20 protein-coding genes are annotated in these 15,241 nt (G+C 46.0%); 7 read left to right on the top strand and 13 right to left on the bottom strand.

The genetic code is table 11. The features are described from left to right. Positions 1-27: 27 nt before the first annotated feature. From IE163_RS17860 to IE163_RS15815, 10 genes are all read right to left on the bottom strand, one after another. Entirely contained in the window at positions 28-1,680 is a 1,653-nt protein-coding gene (locus IE163_RS17860; protein ID WP_229833607.1) for a GGDEF domain-containing protein, read from the bottom strand. A gap of 86 nt (positions 1,681-1,766) precedes the next feature. Beyond that, positions 1,767-2,024 carry a hypothetical protein gene (locus tag IE163_RS15855; RefSeq protein WP_189433977.1) on the bottom strand — a complete coding sequence of 86 codons (258 nt, stop codon included), beginning with the start codon at positions 2,022-2,024 and terminating at the stop codon, positions 1,767-1,769. Between the two features lie 155 nt (positions 2,025-2,179). Then, positions 2,180-2,668, bottom strand: a complete 489-nt coding sequence (locus IE163_RS15850; protein WP_189433976.1) for a GNAT family N-acetyltransferase — start codon at positions 2,666-2,668, stop codon at positions 2,180-2,182. Next, positions 2,655-3,452, bottom strand: a complete 798-nt coding sequence (locus tag IE163_RS15845; protein WP_189433975.1) for an SAM-dependent methyltransferase — start codon at positions 3,450-3,452, stop codon at positions 2,655-2,657. The genes IE163_RS15850 and IE163_RS15845 overlap by 14 nt, the downstream gene beginning before the upstream one ends. 27 nt (positions 3,453-3,479) lie before the next feature. After that, positions 3,480-4,424 (bottom strand): tRNA-dihydrouridine synthase, encoded by a 945-nt coding sequence (locus IE163_RS15840; protein ID WP_189433974.1) that lies wholly within the window; start codon positions 4,422-4,424, stop codon positions 3,480-3,482. Continuing rightward, positions 4,425-4,580 carry a DUF2256 domain-containing protein gene (locus IE163_RS15835; protein WP_189433973.1) on the bottom strand — a complete coding sequence of 52 codons (156 nt, stop codon included), beginning with the start codon at positions 4,578-4,580 and terminating at the stop codon, positions 4,425-4,427. Positions 4,581-4,631: 51 nt separating this feature from the next. After that, positions 4,632-5,504, bottom strand: coding sequence for an HDOD domain-containing protein (locus IE163_RS15830; protein WP_189433972.1), 873 nt, complete (start codon positions 5,502-5,504; stop codon positions 4,632-4,634). Positions 5,505-5,538: 34 nt separating this feature from the next. Continuing rightward, a complete protein-coding gene (locus IE163_RS15825) occupies positions 5,539-6,003 on the bottom strand; it encodes a hypothetical protein (RefSeq protein ID WP_189433971.1) in 465 nt (154 codons plus the stop codon). Positions 6,004-6,163: 160 nt separating this feature from the next. Beyond that, a complete protein-coding gene (locus IE163_RS15820) occupies positions 6,164-7,996 on the bottom strand; it encodes a M48 family metallopeptidase (protein ID WP_189433970.1) in 1,833 nt (610 codons plus the stop codon). Positions 7,997-7,999: 3 nt separating this feature from the next. Continuing rightward, positions 8,000-8,590, bottom strand: a complete 591-nt coding sequence (locus IE163_RS15815; RefSeq protein WP_189433969.1) for a LemA family protein — start codon at positions 8,588-8,590, stop codon at positions 8,000-8,002. Positions 8,591-8,801: 211 nt separating this feature from the next. Between IE163_RS15815 and glpE the strand changes: the two genes are divergently transcribed. Together glpE and glpG are read left to right on the top strand one after the other, a co-directional pair. After that, positions 8,802-9,137, top strand: a complete 336-nt coding sequence (gene glpE, locus IE163_RS15810; protein ID WP_189433968.1) for a thiosulfate sulfurtransferase GlpE — start codon at positions 8,802-8,804, stop codon at positions 9,135-9,137. Continuing rightward, positions 9,127-9,933: a rhomboid family intramembrane serine protease GlpG gene (glpG, locus tag IE163_RS15805; RefSeq protein ID WP_189433967.1), complete on the top strand. Its 807-nt coding sequence runs from the start codon at positions 9,127-9,129 to the stop codon at positions 9,931-9,933. The genes glpE and glpG overlap by 11 nt, the downstream gene beginning before the upstream one ends. A 5-nt stretch (positions 9,934-9,938) precedes the next feature. Here the strand turns inward: glpG and IE163_RS15800 are convergent, their stop codons facing one another. After that, positions 9,939-10,349: a flagellar basal body-associated FliL family protein gene (locus tag IE163_RS15800; RefSeq protein WP_229833606.1), complete on the bottom strand. Its 411-nt coding sequence runs from the start codon at positions 10,347-10,349 to the stop codon at positions 9,939-9,941. 151 nt (positions 10,350-10,500) lie between these two features. On the opposite strand from IE163_RS15800, the gene IE163_RS15795 reads away from it, so the two are divergent. Genes IE163_RS15795 through IE163_RS15785 form a run of 3 tightly spaced genes read left to right on the top strand, consistent with a single transcriptional unit; the run spans position 10,501 to position 12,304 of the window. Continuing rightward, positions 10,501-11,031, top strand: coding sequence for a chorismate--pyruvate lyase family protein (locus tag IE163_RS15795; RefSeq protein WP_189433966.1), 531 nt, complete (start codon positions 10,501-10,503; stop codon positions 11,029-11,031). Then, positions 11,016-11,885 carry a 4-hydroxybenzoate octaprenyltransferase gene (gene ubiA / locus IE163_RS15790; RefSeq protein ID WP_189433965.1) on the top strand — a complete coding sequence of 290 codons (870 nt, stop codon included), beginning with the start codon at positions 11,016-11,018 and terminating at the stop codon, positions 11,883-11,885. The genes IE163_RS15795 and ubiA overlap by 16 nt, the downstream gene beginning before the upstream one ends. Then, positions 11,885-12,304 carry a DUF192 domain-containing protein gene (locus tag IE163_RS15785; RefSeq protein ID WP_189433964.1) on the top strand — a complete coding sequence of 140 codons (420 nt, stop codon included), beginning with the start codon at positions 11,885-11,887 and terminating at the stop codon, positions 12,302-12,304. The genes ubiA and IE163_RS15785 overlap by 1 nt, the downstream gene beginning before the upstream one ends. Before the next feature lie 21 nt (positions 12,305-12,325). On the opposite strand, the gene IE163_RS15780 is transcribed toward IE163_RS15785, so the two are convergent. Then, positions 12,326-12,943 carry a 2OG-Fe(II) oxygenase gene (locus IE163_RS15780; protein WP_189433963.1) on the bottom strand — a complete coding sequence of 206 codons (618 nt, stop codon included), beginning with the start codon at positions 12,941-12,943 and terminating at the stop codon, positions 12,326-12,328. Between the two features lie 120 nt (positions 12,944-13,063). Here IE163_RS15780 and IE163_RS15775 point away from each other — a divergent pair, with 120 nt between their 5' ends. After that, positions 13,064-13,660: a DUF3833 domain-containing protein gene (locus IE163_RS15775; RefSeq protein WP_189433962.1), complete on the top strand. Its 597-nt coding sequence runs from the start codon at positions 13,064-13,066 to the stop codon at positions 13,658-13,660. A gap of 37 nt (positions 13,661-13,697) precedes the next feature. Here the strand turns inward: IE163_RS15775 and IE163_RS15770 are convergent, their stop codons facing one another. Further along, entirely contained in the window at positions 13,698-14,288 is a 591-nt protein-coding gene (locus tag IE163_RS15770) for a DUF4136 domain-containing protein (RefSeq protein WP_189433961.1), read from the bottom strand. 272 nt (positions 14,289-14,560) lie between these two features. Between IE163_RS15770 and IE163_RS15765 the strand changes: the two genes are divergently transcribed. Next, positions 14,561-15,208, top strand: coding sequence for a YjaG family protein (locus tag IE163_RS15765; RefSeq protein ID WP_189433960.1), 648 nt, complete (start codon positions 14,561-14,563; stop codon positions 15,206-15,208). Positions 15,209-15,241 lie beyond the last annotated feature (33 nt).

Below are 15,241 nucleotides of genomic sequence, written 5' to 3'. Positions count from 1 at the left end.
TTTCTATCCATCACAGCATGATATAGCCTAATTGCTACACCAGACTTGATTACGGCCATTATCCTTCGCTTTGTAGAGCGCTTTATCGGCAGAGTCCAGTAAAGCGCTGATATCATAACCATCATGCGCCGCTTCGCTTACCCCAAAACTGGCGGTCAACGTAAAGGGGCTGCTAAAGTGGCTGGTATCAATAGCTGCTATCGCATCCCGACATATTTCAGCCAGCATTTCAGCTTTATCCGCAGTACAGTCGGGCAAGACTATCGCAAACTCCTCACCGCCAACCCGGCCAAAAATATCGCTGTTACGCATAAAGTTGCGGCAACAAGCAACCACTTGCTGTAACGCCCAGTCGCCCATAGCATGGCCGTAGGTGTCATTAATCTTTTTAAAGTAATCTAAATCGAACACCACAACCGACAATGGCCGCTGATTTTGTTCACAATATTTTGCGGCGATATTGGCTTGTTGGTAGAAATGATGGCGATTACTAATACCGGTTAACTGATCAAACTCAGCTAGCCGGCGAAAGCGCTGACTGCGGGTTAAACCTCGGTAGGATAGTACTGCTAACAGTAATGTAAAACCGCTTATGATTATTAAAAAGAGATAACGATTCTCAGCCTGCTGTTGGTATAGGTTTCGCTCTAGCGTCAGTAGTTCGTTATCTTTGTCTAATAATTGAATACGCTGTTCTTTCAGGCGAGACTCACCCGTGGCAAGTTGGTATGCCAACTGTTGTGATGCTTTCTCTTTGGCAATAGCCAGTTCCGTTTCCCGCCGTTTCTCACCGTAAAATAGCAGGTTGTTAAAATTGCCTTCAGCCTGCGCCAATAAGTAGAGCACCCGGTAAGAGGCCAACACGGCGGGATCATGCCGATCTGTGGGTAAGCTTTGTTCTGCGGCTCTTGCCAGCTTATCCGCTGCGACTAGATCACCTTGTTTTAACAGTGCCTCTGCTGCTGCTGCCTGAAAGCCTGCGTTTAAAATAGGGTAGTTAGTATTCAAAACTTGTGAAATATAGTCGGTATACAGCCGTAGTACCGGGGGATATTGCTGTTGTTCCAGTAGGTAGAACATATGATTGCGAATCACCAGCAAGTTAAAAATTGTTTCTTCAGCCTGCTCGCATAATGAGTTTACGTCTGTGAAGCTCGCATCATAGTGTTGGAAATCAGAAGTTTTGTATATTCCTTGTAAGCCGAGGGCTTGCAGACGGCAGCGGATATCGCTAGCCTGACTAATTTTTAACCCTTGTTCAATTAATTGCTGTGCTAAGTCATAACGCTCAATATTGTTAAAGAGCAAAATGACTTGCCCAATCACTTGGTAATAAGTTAGCTCATTTGTTAGCGAGGGGAGCGCTTTTAAAAGCTGCTCTATACCGATAAAAGCTTCAGTATAACGATAGCTTAGGATGTGGATATTAACTTTCAAACCTTGTATGCGAAGTAACAATTGTTTGTTATCTGGCCCAGCAGCTTCTTCAAGTATACTAAGTGCTTGATTAAAGTCTCCTGATAACACCTTATCCCATGCATATAATAGTGATAAGTGAGCCAATTGATCATTCGTGAGTGTTGTGGTGGAAACTGAGTTTTTTAGCAGACTAACCTGCTGGCTAAAACCATGGCGGTCTTTTAAGCGTATCTCATCAAGCTCATTCAGTCTTTCCGACATATTACTCGCTTCAAGCGAAGATAAATGTAATCCGAAGAGCACAACAATAATTCTCACCAGCAGAAGCAACTTCATTATGTTTATAGTTACCCCGCTAGTTTGACAGATTTAGGCGGCAGATCCTCTTTAGGATCTTGTTTCTCCGGTTCTTCTGGTTCTGGTTGTTCTGGCTGCTTCGGTTCTTCCGGTGCGGGACTAATAACAAAACAAATAATTTTCTCTTTTAGCAGCGCCTGCTCGTTTTCAGTTAACGCTTGTTGAATTTCAGCTGCCATTTTAGATACGGTATCATCCCAACGAGGTTGTAGTGCTAGCGAGACTAAATTTTCGGTGAGCTTTTGCATAGATATTACCTTTGAATAGTTACGTCTAATGTAGGCAGTTTTATCACAAGCAGCAAGCGCTATTGACGCTAATATCTCGCCCAGCTAAGAAAAAACAAAAAATTAGCATAAAGCATGGACAAGAGTGCAGCAGCACACAGCGCATAGTGGTGCCTTTAAGCTGTAGCGTACAGATCAAGTGTAAAACAGAGCAAGCCGTCAGCTAATGTTTGTTGCTGTACAAAGCCTAATTTTTGGGCAGAAACAATAGCTGCTGCATTAGCATGATGAATGCGCTTGGTTACGCGTTGTAAGCTGCTATCTTGCTTGGCTGTTTCTATCAACAACTGGCTGAGGTAAGTACCCAACCCCAACTTTTGCCAGTTGGGTAATAGCATGCGGCCAAGTTCTGCCTCGGCCTGGCCGGGAATTTTATACAGCATTGCCAGCCCAATGGCTTGTTGGCTGGGGCGGTGTTGTACCAGAAAATAAGCCGGGCCTTGAGTTTGCTGCAAGATCTGCTGCAAGCGTAAAGCCGCCTCCTTCCCACTTAGTGGTGGTTGAATATGCTGCATAACCTGTGGACAGCTAAACAGTGCGATAAAAATTGGCTCTGCAGCAACCGTAACGGGCGTGAGCGTTAAAACTGCGCTAGCTGGCTGCATCGGTTGCTGTATCTAGCGCAGCAAGCTTGGCCAGTAATTCGGTGTTGGGGATGGGCTTACTGGCTGGCGGGATCACTAAAGTCGTTTTGCCAGCCACTTTTGCACTAGCCAGTACGTTTAGTGGTAAAATGTCGATACGCGGTTGTTCGGTTGGCAGGCTGGCCGCTTCGTACAGCGTGATGTGATGGGTTTTAGGATAAAACTGCTGAAGGTAATCGACCAAAAGTTGGCGGTAGCTGGCCGGGGTGTTAAAACGGGCTAAACTACGATCGCCAGCGACACCCAATTGCCATAACATTAAGTAGGCGGCGGTATCGATAGTGCGCTGAAAAAACATAAACTGGCTGCTTTCATAGTGCTGGCAACCAAAACTGCCCGGATCGATGCCAAGGTCAGCATATAGGCAATCTTCGGCTGAAATACCTGGCAGCATTTTGCTAAAATAACCTAATTGACGCGCCTGACGCACCGCTTCATGCGGCACCCAGGCAAATACCCCCGGATGGCCATAAAATGCGCCAACCACTTTTTTGCCGGCGGTTACTTCTGCCAGCATAGCCGCCACCATTAGCTGATAACTCTGCTGTCGCGAGCTGCCTTGCTGATAATAGGGCTGTAACGATCGGGTATCCGTATGCATTTCTGCCAGCCATCGCTCTGTTAGCAGATCTGCCACCAGTACAAACACCACATCGGCTTGCAGAATATAGTTACGGCTTAACGGGTCAAGATGGGCGCCAAGCATAATACCGGTCCCGACACAAATCAGGCTACCTTTACGCATAAATGGCTCCCATTAAGGTTGAATTGTTTAAGGTTTGCTGGGCAATTGCTGTTGTAATAGTGTCAGTATATCTCGGCTCTTGGTGAGTAACCTGAGCTGGCTAAATAAACTTTGTGCTTCCGGGTATTGTAATTTTAGGTAGCTAAACCATTGCTTTACCCGGTTTGCATAATATTTGCCTTTATCGCCTGCTATTTCAAATTCAGAATAACGCATCAGCAGCTCTAACACAGCCAGCCAGGGCAAAGGCGGTTTACCCTGACGGATATGCTGTGCCAGATTAGGCATCGCCAGTGCGCCGCGACCTAGCATAATATCGGTACAATCACTTTGCTGCTGACAAAGCAACGCTTGCTCGGCATTCCAGATTTCGCCATTGGCAATAATGGGGATAGTTACCTGCTGTTTGATTTTTGCAATCCAGGGCCAATAGGCCGGCGGCCGATAACCATCGCTTTTTGTGCGGGCATGAATCGCTAAACTACTGGCACCAGCTTCAGCGATAGCTGCGGCGTTGGCAATGGCCAGGCTGGTATCTTCATAACCTAGGCGAATTTTTGCGCTAACCGGAAAATTGCTCGGTACGGCTTCGCGTACGGTTTTGACAATTTGATATAAGGTTTCAGTTTCTTTGAGCAATACTGCACCACCGCGGCTTTTATTTACGGCTTTGGCAGGGCAACCAAAGTTTAAGTCGACACCGGGTGAGCCTAATTCTACCGCCCGGGCGGCATTTTCAGCTAACCAATGCGGTTCCTGGCCAAGCAATTGCACACGTACTGGTGTACCCGCGCGAGTTTTGCCGCCTTGTAACAGTTCGGGGCAAAGCCGGGTAAAGACCCTGGCAGGCAGTTTTTGATCGACAACCCGGATAAACTCGGTGATACAAAGGTCATAACCGCCAATTTGCGTTAGCATCTCGCGCATTAAATGATCCACCACGCCCTCCATTGGGGCTAGCACAATTTGCATTTAATGTTGCTCTTTTACGTTGTTGCGGTTGCGGCGGCAACGCTCAGAGCAATAACGCACTTCATGCCAGTTTAGTTGCCATTTTTTGCGCCAACTAAAGTTAAGGCCGCATACCGGACAGGTTTTTTCCGGTAGCGTTACTTTCTTATGTGCCATAGTGAGTGACCAAAGTGAAGGCGCATTTTGTGTAGAGGTATCATCGGCGAGTTATACGCTGTAAATCGTTTGTAAGTCCTGCCGGTGCATCAGCTCGGCCAACTCTGGCAGTTGCAAGGGTTCTAACTCCAACACTTCCAAGATAGCCGTTTGCTGGTTTTGCCACTCTGGATCGACATTGATGCCGAATAATTGCCGACTTTCGCCACTTAAATACTCCGCTATTTTTAATACGGCAAAGCGTTGATGCTCGTCTATATTATCGGTCGCCAATAACAGGGTAGGGCTATGATGATAAGCAACCACATTACATAGAGTATCGGTAAGGCCCCAAGACTCTGCCACCAGATACCCTAAAACCTCATGGCTAGTTTGAAAAAACTGTTCTTCAATGGCACTGGAGCTAAAATTCTCCATCAAGCCGCGCTGCATAATAGCCGGGTACTGGTTGCTTTGCTGGCTAATCAGCGCCATACCGGCATTGCGGAATAGGCCTAATGAATAACAGTCATCCTGAAATTGCTGGTTAAAGTTAAGCTGCTTGGCCAGCGCCATTGCCAAATTGGCAGTATGCAAAGCGTTATTCCAGAGTCTTTGGCTAAAAGCGTCCTGACGGCCATCTTCCAAAGCAAAACGCAGCAATACGCTGCGGGCAAGCGACACGACCCGGTTTAACCCTAAATAACGACATGCTTGCTCTACCGAGGTAATTTTAGTGCGCAAGCCAAAAAAGGCGGAGTTAACCACTTTTAGCGTAAAACCGGCGGTACCGATATCAAGGGCGATCAACGCCGCGATACGATTTAAGTCAGGTTCAGCCGCACTTAATTGCTGTTGGATATGCCGCAAAACCTGGGGCTGTGGCGGAATAGTAAAGCCTTGTAAAGCATGCTCTATCAGGGCCATATTAATCGCTTTGACCATCTTGCCTACTCCGTGCTCAGGTTAGTTTGATTCGTTATGAATCTAGGTATGGCCGGCCTAACATCAATTGCTGGGCAAGTTGTTGCTCAGTTTGTTGTTCGGTAAGCTGTAAATCATTAAATTGCACATCAAACTGCAATAACTCATCATCGGGTAAGCTAACGGCAACCAGTTTATCCGGTACCTGACCTACTTGCCGATATGCATTAATGGCAACTTGTGCAGCTTGTTCCATTAATGTCAGAAACTGACCTAACGGGTATTGCTGAAAAATATCAGCATCCAGGTGGGCCCAACCTAAAAGATCACCGCTTATGCTGCCGTCTGCATGGTCAGTAAATAACATGGACACAGCAGCACAGTTAGGGTTCTCACCCGGTTCAAATTGCTCAGCGTCTTCTGCCGAGAAAAGCAGCACATAGCCAAATCCTGGGCAGCCTTCTGCATCCATTTCGTCGAACGACGTATCGTACAACAAGAATAATTGATTATCAGACATGGCTTAATTCCCAAGGTAAAAACAAAGCGCTATTCTACCTGAGGCTGCGCTGCGGCTAAAGCCCTGTCTGACATTCTCTGCAAACAACTCATCGTTTTTTTGCCTAGGGACTTTATAGCCGACAGCGCGCTGGTTAATGACAGTCTGCAATCATCCCACCTTAACCTTCGAACTCATCTGTATGGGGCACGGGCATTTCAAGTAGTAAAGCCAGTAAATTAATTAATCCTTGCTCGGCTGTACTAAATTGTTGATCCGCTTTTACCGCCGCCAGAATGGCTTGCCATATTTGCTCTTTGTTGGCCGGCGATGTGTGTAATAGTGGCAATATTGCTTGATTTAACTCGCTAAATTGTACTTCCGGTTTAGCGTGACTGGCTGGTAGCCCAAGCTTCTGTATAGCTGCCTGCCAAGCATTGTGTTTTGCACTAGCGTCTCCTGCACAATCCGCCACTGCGCTGAGCAGAGGTAACAACAGTGGTAACAGATCGGCTAGTTTTTGTTGATGAACATGGCGAATAAGCTGTTTTGTATCAAACTGACTGGCAACAACATGCTCGATAAAACTTAGACAAAGCCATTGCCGCAAATCCATTGGCGAGCTGGCTAACTGCTGCAGTAATTTATTAAATTGCTGAAAATCTTCGGCGGATAATTGCTTTAAAGCAGGTACCGACATCTGCAGTAATTGTACTTGTTGAGGCAATGGCAAACGCTGTACTGCATCCGTTAACTGATCAACTTCGTTCAGTAGTGAAGCGCCGCCGTAAGCTTTAATAAGCTGAAGTTGACTGGTGAAGCCCTGAGTATCATTTGCAGGAGTAAAGGCGTTTTTTAATAACATCGCACATACAATGGCTTTTGCTGGTATGGGTTGATGACTGCTTTGTGTTAGCAGCATGGGGATTGCCGCTAGCATGGCTTTTCGGCGTTTTTCTTCCGGCTGTTCTTGGCTTTGTGCCGGGCTAATTTTTTGTTCGGTATTGGGGCTGAGAAAGCGGCCGTTCCAACTGGGATCCACACGGCGAATGCGTTTCTCCAATGGTGGATGAGTAGCAAAGATGGCTGCCCAGCGGCTGATTGCTTCCCCAAAAAACAAATGACTGACCTCATCCGCATTAGCGTGACGGACGCGAGAGCCTGCTTTATAACCGCCAATACGCTTTAAGGCACCAGCAATACCGCGTGGGTTCCTGCTAAATTGCACGGCGGAAGCATCAGCTAGATACTCACGCTGGCGGCTAACGGCTGCCTTGATTAAATTACCGAAAAAAGAACCAAGATAACCTATTACCACTAAGCCCAAACCGAGTAACATGATACCCGCCGCACCATCATTGCGCTTGCGGCTTGATAGGGCAATTCGGGGGCCTCTGCCAGCACGTAGCAAGTAATAGCCAATATGACCGATAAATAAAATACCGTTTAAAATAGCAATTAGGCGAATATTCATCCGCATGTCGCCATTTAAAATATGACTAAACTCATGAGCCACGACACCTTGCAGTTCATCGCGACTCAACTGTTCGATACAACCCTGAGTTACACCTATAACCGCATCTGCCGGACTATAACCGGCCGCAAAAGCATTAATACCCTGCTCGGGTAACCAGTAAACTGGCGGCACCGGTAAATTAGCCGCTAACGCCATTTCCTCTACCACATTAAGCAAGCGTCGTTTGAGCGGGTCCTGGCTATCAGGAGCAATGCGTTCGCCGCCCAAAGCTTCTGCAATGCTGCGCCCTCCGAGTTTCAGCTGGTGCCATTTCGCCATAATAGCCAGACCGACAACCGTAATGACCACTAAGCTGATGATAGTAATGACTTCCCACGGCAGCTGCAGCCCTTGCTGCTCCTGAAAAAAGCCAAAACTTAGCATCACTAACAAGTTAGTGAGCACAATCAATGCAAGCACGGCTAGCATAAATAACAGGATCAAAATTTTGGTATTACGTCTGGCCAGGTCTTGTTGCTGAAAAAAATTAGTGGCCATTGTTTAAAAGCTAACCTTGGGTACCTGTTGAATTTGTGCGCTGTCGGCGAATTCCAGTAATTTGGCATCTTGAGCATGACCAAAACTTGCTGCAAAAAACATCGGAGGGAAGCTTTGCTTATAGCTATTATAGTCGGTTACTGCATCGTTAAATGCCTGACGAGCGAAGGCAATTCGGTTTTCAGTGCTGGTTAGCTCTTCGGTTAACTGCATCATATTCTGATTAGCTTTTAAATCAGGGTAGGCTTCCATCACCATACTAAAACGGCTCATAGCGCCCTGCAGTGCTCCTTCAGCCGAAGCTAACTGACCAATAGCGCTAGCATCGCCCGGGTTATTGGCGGCGACTTTTAAGCCAGCAATAGCGGCATTACGTGCACTAATGACGGCTTCTAAGGTTTCCCGCTCATGCTGCATGTAGGCTTTCGCTGTTTCAACTAAATTGGGAATTAAGTCATAGCGCCGCTTTAGTTGTACTTCTATTTGCGCAAAGGCATTTTGAAAACGATTCTTCAGTTTCACTAACTGGTTAAAGATGCTGATGATATAGAACACAGCCACGGCGATTAGCGTTAAAATAATAAGTAGGGTCATAATAGGCTCCAACATAATGTTGCGTATATTGTTAACGATATTTTAATCTTGTGTCTAGCGCTTTGTTTTAAAGGGCTGCTGATATTTGCTCTGTGCTGGGGTATTATATACCTGAGTAACTTCAAAATAAGAATTTGAGCCTCGCACCACGGCATTGAAACGCGTATCTTGAAGTCACTTGTTTTAAACCTTATTTGATTCGGGAGAGCATATGAGCGACTTTCAGCGTATTTCAATAGCCCAGGCAAAACAACTTATTCAGGATAACGCTGTTATCGCCGATATCCGTGATGAGCAGAGCTTTGTGCAAGGGCATATGGCTGGGGCTTTCCATTTAACTAATACCAGCATCGGCCAGTTTATGCGCGAGCATGATTTTGGCCAGCCCGTGGTGGTGGTTTGCTATCACGGCAATTCGAGTCAGGGGGCTGCTCAATATTTGGCAGAACAAGGATATGAGCGAGTATTCAGTATGGATGGTGGTTTTGAGAGTTGGCGTGGTCAAGAGCCTTATTTAAGTGCCAACAATAGCGATCATGATGCATAAATTTGTCGAGTTTCAATCGGCAAAAGCCGCATTATTATTTGCCGACTACTGTAAAACTCAGGGGCTGCAAGTTCTTGTTGAGCAGCATGGGCAGGCGAGTGCTTTGCTCGCCCCGGCCGAGCAGATACCACAGTTGCAAACTTTACTGGAGCAGTTTTTACAAGATCCTGCGCATCCGCGCTATCAGGCTGCAGCTTGGCAGCAGAGTAATATAGTTACTACGTCGGTAGCTAGCGGCAGTGTGCCATTTGCTGTTTTGTGGCGGGCGCCATTAACTAGCATACTCTTACTGCTCACCATAGCGGTTTATCTGTGGCAACAACTCGACTTTGCTGGGGCCAACGCCGCGTTGCAATTAACGCAACCGGCGCAGTTTTGGCGCTGGCTTACGCCAATAGTACTTCATTTTTCACTAACACATTTAGTCTTTAATCTATGCTGGTGGGTATTATTAGGGCATAAAATAGAACAGCAGACTAACAGTGCTAACTTGCTGCAGCTGGCACTGAGTAGTGCGGTAATCTCTAATGGTTTACAGCTCGCACTGGCCGGGCCGAATTTTGGCGGTTTATCTGGGGTCGTCTATGCGCTTTTTGGTTACTGCTGGTTATATGACAAACTTAAAGGCACACAATTTTATCCGGTGACTAATGGTTTAGCTGCTTTTATGGTCTTGTGGTTGGCGCTGGGTTTTATGGATGTGCTTTGGGTGAATATGGCAAACTGGGCCCACTTGGGTGGTTTGCTATGTGGTTTGGGATGGGCCTGGCTTAGCAAAGGTGTCAGACCCACATGAGAGTGTTACTGGTATAAATACTTAGTGAAAAGCACATCCTGAATCATTGTTTGGCCGGTTTCACGTTTTAAAATAAGCTGTAATTGTTCCAGAATTTGTTGCCGTACTTCTTCTCGCCCGGTCAGCGATTTAATTTTTTGCTCGGGCTGTTTACTTAAGATACCGATAATAGTATCGAGAATAATAGGTTCATGATACTCAATGGTTCTGAGTAAATCTCTACTTGGCAGCATAAGCTCTACTGACACTCTAACATAGCCCAGTGTTCGTCGGTTATCTGCCACATAATTGGTCACAATATCCGGATCAAAACCATAATAAACGACTTCGGTAGGCGCTTGCTTTTGTGCTTTAACAGGTATGACGGCGCAGCCTAACAGCAAAATGGTAGCTAGCATCAGCTTGAGAAGTTTCACGATGTTGAATCCTATTGCCAAAGATTATCGTTGATATGCTAATAGTATCAGTAGTTACTATAATTACCTAGCATGCCCTAATTACAGCTGAAAATTATCTGTGCTCTTGCTATGATGCGGTAACTTTTTTACCGGTAATTTAGTAAAAATAATGACCGCTGTTTTATCTTTAGACGCACGCTGGCAACTCGCCAGCTTAAGCAATTTACCTGTGGCGTTAAGTCCCTGGTTACTTGAATCAGCTTCTTTAACTGCGCGCTTGAAAGCACACAGTAGTACTTTTCGCTTACAGTTGCTGGGTGAGAGCAAAATGGCGTTACCTGCATTTTTGCAGCCTTGTTTTCCTGAGCCGACGGGTGACTGTATCCGGCGTGAAGTGTTGATGTGGTGTAATCATCAGCCGGCAGTTTATGCACAGAGCTGGTTACCGGCCCAAAGTCTACAACACTTACAGCAATTTGCCTTGCTGGGCGAGCAACCTTTGGGGGAATTATTGTTTCAGTTTGCCGACGTAGTGCGCAGCCCGATAGAGGTAGCCCAATTGTCACTGCTTACCACCGACTATCCGATTGCCGCCGCTGACTATTGGGCCCGCCGCTCGGTATTTACGGTTGCTGGGCAACCTCTGCTCGTTGCAGAGGTATTTTTGCCAGGAGTACAGCAATTATGCATTGGCAGTTAAGTTGGCAGCGTAAAGCTAGCTATTGGCAACTTATGCGAATGGATAAACCCATTGGTATTTACTTGTTGCTGTGGCCTACCTGGTGGGCGTTATGGCTCGCTGCCGAAGGGATCCCTGAGGCCAGTGTTTGGCTTATTTTTAGTTTAGGTGTCGTCTTAATGCGTGCCGCAGGCTGTGTAATTAACGACTTTGCCGATCGCAAAGTAGATGGTAAGGTGGAGCGTACAAAAAATCGCCCTCTGGCAACGGGGGCGGTCTCAGCACAGGAGGCGCTGCAGCTTTTTAGCCTACTACTAGCCTGTGCCGCTATCTTACTAGTCTTCCTCAATAATCAAACGCGCCTGCTGGCGCTAGTGGCAGTGCTGCTGGCAAGTAGTTATCCCTTTATGAAGCGCTATACGCATTTACCCCAGGTCGTGTTGGGCGCAGCTTATAGTTGGGGGATCCCTATGGCTTTTATGGCAATTCAGGGCGAAGTGCCTTTTTATGCCTGGTTGCTTTATTTGGCTAATTTATGTTGGACCGTCGCATATGATACCTTTTATGCTTTAGTAGACCGGCCAGATGATCTGCAGGTAGGTATTAAATCTACTGCAATTTTATTCGGCGCTTATGCGCAACCTATTATCGCTCTGTTGCAGTTGTTGTTCTTAGGTTTGCTAGTTTGGATTGGCACAATGGCGTTAATGGCCTGGCCATTTTATTTGGGGCTTGGATTAGCCGTGCCTGCTTTTGTTTATCAACATTATTTGGCAAAGCAAAGCCGACAAGGTGCCTTTCAAGCGTTCTTGCATAACCATTATGTTGGTTTGATTATTTTTTTAGGGCTTTTTGTAAGCCTGGGATGGTCTTGATGAAAGTATGGTTATTGGCAGTAATATTGCTATTGACAAGCTGCGCAGCAGTAACGGAAACACAATCTTTTCCTCTGGCTAAATTGCAGCTTAATCATCTAACAGTGCTGGTACAATTAGCTGCGACACCGGAGCTGCGGGCTAAAGGGTTGATGTTTCAGCAGCAAGCAGACCCTGGGATGTTGTTAATGTACCAACAGCCGCAACATATCAGTTTGTGGATGCGTAATACCAGCATGCCTCTTGATGTGGCTTTTATTGATAGTTATTGGCGTATTCATCATATTCGTCAGCTTGAACCCTTTGATGAAACTGCAGTTTCCTCTGAAATCGCAGTTATTGCTGCGCTGGAAATGCCCAGAGGTTGGTTTGCTGCCAACAACTTGGCAGCAGGAGCACAGTTAACGCTTTTAGATTAGGAGGTGTTGCTGTTTACTGTGCTAAGTCCCTGGGTCTACCATACCATTTAAGCTGTTGTTGCGGCGGAACCAGCCAGCAATACTATAACGCTCGTCAATCGCAGGTAACACCTGATGCGGAAAACGTTCGCTTTCAAATAACAATAAGCCAGTAGCAGTAGGTGTTATGGTGCTTAGTAATCTATCCTCTGCATCAAAAAGCTGCAGTTCACCGCCTTGCTCCACATTATTTAAGTAGCTTACTGTTGTGAGCACCCGGTTAGAGCGGCCTTTAAACGCATCCAGATGTTTTTGATAAAAATCCCCCTCGGCATAACGGGCATAGTGACACTCAAAGTCGAATAACCCCATAAAAAATCGTTGGTTAAAGACTTGCTGTAGTTGAGTCATTATTGCCAGATAATCTTGCTGAGGCTGACTAGTACCGTCTAACCAGGCTGTTTTATCGCGCCTTATTTGCGCATTTAACAGATGCGCTTGCTGTCTACCCACCCCCGCTTGCTGTAAGGTTTGTCGCTTAAGATCAGCTAATAATGCCTGATTCAATGCTATAGGTAGAAAATTAGGCACCCAAACCCAGCCATGGAGGTAAAACTGTGCTATCAATTCGTTGAATGGCTCATTTGCTTTGTGTTGCATACTCTGTTCTCAGCCATGACAAAATAAATGCCGTTAGTTTGCCATATCATTTGCATTACGGCGATAGTGAGCCAGATGTAGATTCACGGCGTAAGTATGGCGAAATACAGGAGAGAAACTATGCGGATTTTAGGTTTAGCCATTTTAGGCTTGGTGGCAGGATGTAGCCAGTCGGTGCAAGACTATAAAGCTGAGACACCGGTGTTATCGTTAAAAGAGTTTTTTGCTGGTTCAGGTAAAGCCTATGGCGTGCTGCAAGACTGGCGTGGCCGGCAGACTTTACGCTTTACTGCAGATCTCTGCGGTGAATGGTCGGGAGATAAAGGTAATCTTTACGAGGTGTTTTACTTTAGCGATGGCAGAATAGAACAGCGTCATTGGCGTTTACAGCAGTTTGCAGATGGTAAGATAACAGGTACTGCCGACGATGTAGTGGGAAATGCTCAAGGTCAATTAGCGGGTAATGCACTTTACTGGCAGTATGTGCTGCGCATTCCGTATGATGGTTCGACGTTAGATGTTACCGTGAAAGACTGGTTATACTTGGTAGACAAACAAAACCTGATTAATCGCACCAGTATGCATAAATTTGGTATTAAGGTGGCTGATCTAACCCTTTCCATTCAGCAGCTTGAACCGCAAGCTAACTGCGAGGCATTAAAAATGCAGGTAGCAGAACTTGCGGCAGAGGCAAAAATAAAGGTCAATCCGCTCTAGCCGCATCAGCTAAGTGATTGTTGGAAAATGGTGCCGACTAGAGTCGGCGCGCAACCGGATATTGCACAAAAATCTGATTAACCACCCGAGCCATCGCTTCGCGAGGTTGTTCTATATCCTGTTTATTTAATACTCCCTCAGCGATACCTTCCCAAACCAATTGTTTCCGAGCGGCGTCTATCACATCAATATTGACGGTACCTACTTTGTAGCGAACCGTTTCAATCTCCTGTTGATAGTAGGGGAAAGGGCTATAAAAACCGCGGCGATAATGGTAATACCCGTAATAAGGTGTTGCCGCCGTGGTGGTGGTCCGAATATCTGCCCGTTGTTCAACGTTAGAATTAAAATTTACCAGTAGTTGAGGATCTTGATCGCTGTAACGATAGCCACGCGCAGTCATTTCAGCAGTCACTGCTGCTTTTAAATGCTGAGTTACCAGTGAAGTATAACCACTGCGATCGGTGGCGAGTTGCTGCATAAAACCGAAGGTTTGGTAATTAGCCAGATTAGCGTCGGGGGCTAGGTCGGAGCGTACTTTGGGACCGCTGGCACAGGCGGCTAACCAAAAGGCACAGCTCAAAATGAGTAGATTTCGGCAAACACGAAACAATAATGGCTCTTTCATAAACACCTGCCTTGATAACACACGGTTTGTGGTTTTTACTGCTGCACTATTGTAAAGGATCAGCCAGTAAAGCATTTAAATTAACGAGTTAGACTTATAAATTGCTTTGAAAGTTCCCTGCACCTATTTGGACTGCAGCAGCTTTATTAAAACACTATGAGTATAATACACCTGCTTTACTGGAAAGTGATGTGTGCTTTTACTTAACTGTGGTTAAATATATCAAACATGCCAGCATTACACCCACTGAGCTAAAAATTAGCAGGATCTTTATGAAGCAAAAAGCCAACAACTTTCAATTGATGCGTGAATTAAGTTTACATCAACAAGCTGCGATAGCCGCAACGCTCATGGAACGTATGTTACCCAATTACCAATTGTTTGCCGAAGTCAGCCAATTTGGTGATAGTAAGCTGCTGCGCAATATCCTGGATTTGTGTTGGGAATGGCTTACTGTTAAGAAAGTAAAAATTAACTTTGAACGTTTGGCAGAAGAATTGGAACTGGTAACACCTGAAGTTAGCCAATTTGATATGTTTGGTGTCTATCCGGCTGTCGACTGCGCTACTGCTTTAGATATGATGTTAAACGGCATTTGCCAGCAAGATCCGGCTGAATTTGTTAATGTTGCCAAGATCTCGCAAGCTACAGTCGCGCGCTTAATCGAATATGAAGCCGAAGATATCGATGTCACCACAGAAGCTGAACTTAAAAAGATTGTGCGGGATCATCCGCTAATGCATTACGAAATGGAATGTTTGGCTGAGTTAATCGAACTGGTACGGCCAATGCATCCGGTGGGGCGTGAGCAAATGCAGCAATTAAAAGCCTGGGTAAAAGAGCAAGGCTTAACCAATCTGGCGATGGAGTTACCGCTTCATGTCGCGGCAACCCCTGCTACCCTGGCACAGCCAGAATAGCGAACACCGATAATGCCAAGTACGTTAAAGTGC

The sequence above is a fragment of the Alishewanella longhuensis genome, assembly GCF_014653435.1.
Lineage (GTDB): Bacteria > Pseudomonadota > Gammaproteobacteria > Enterobacterales > Alteromonadaceae > Alishewanella > Alishewanella longhuensis.
This window is presented reverse-complemented; position numbering and strand designations above follow the sequence as displayed.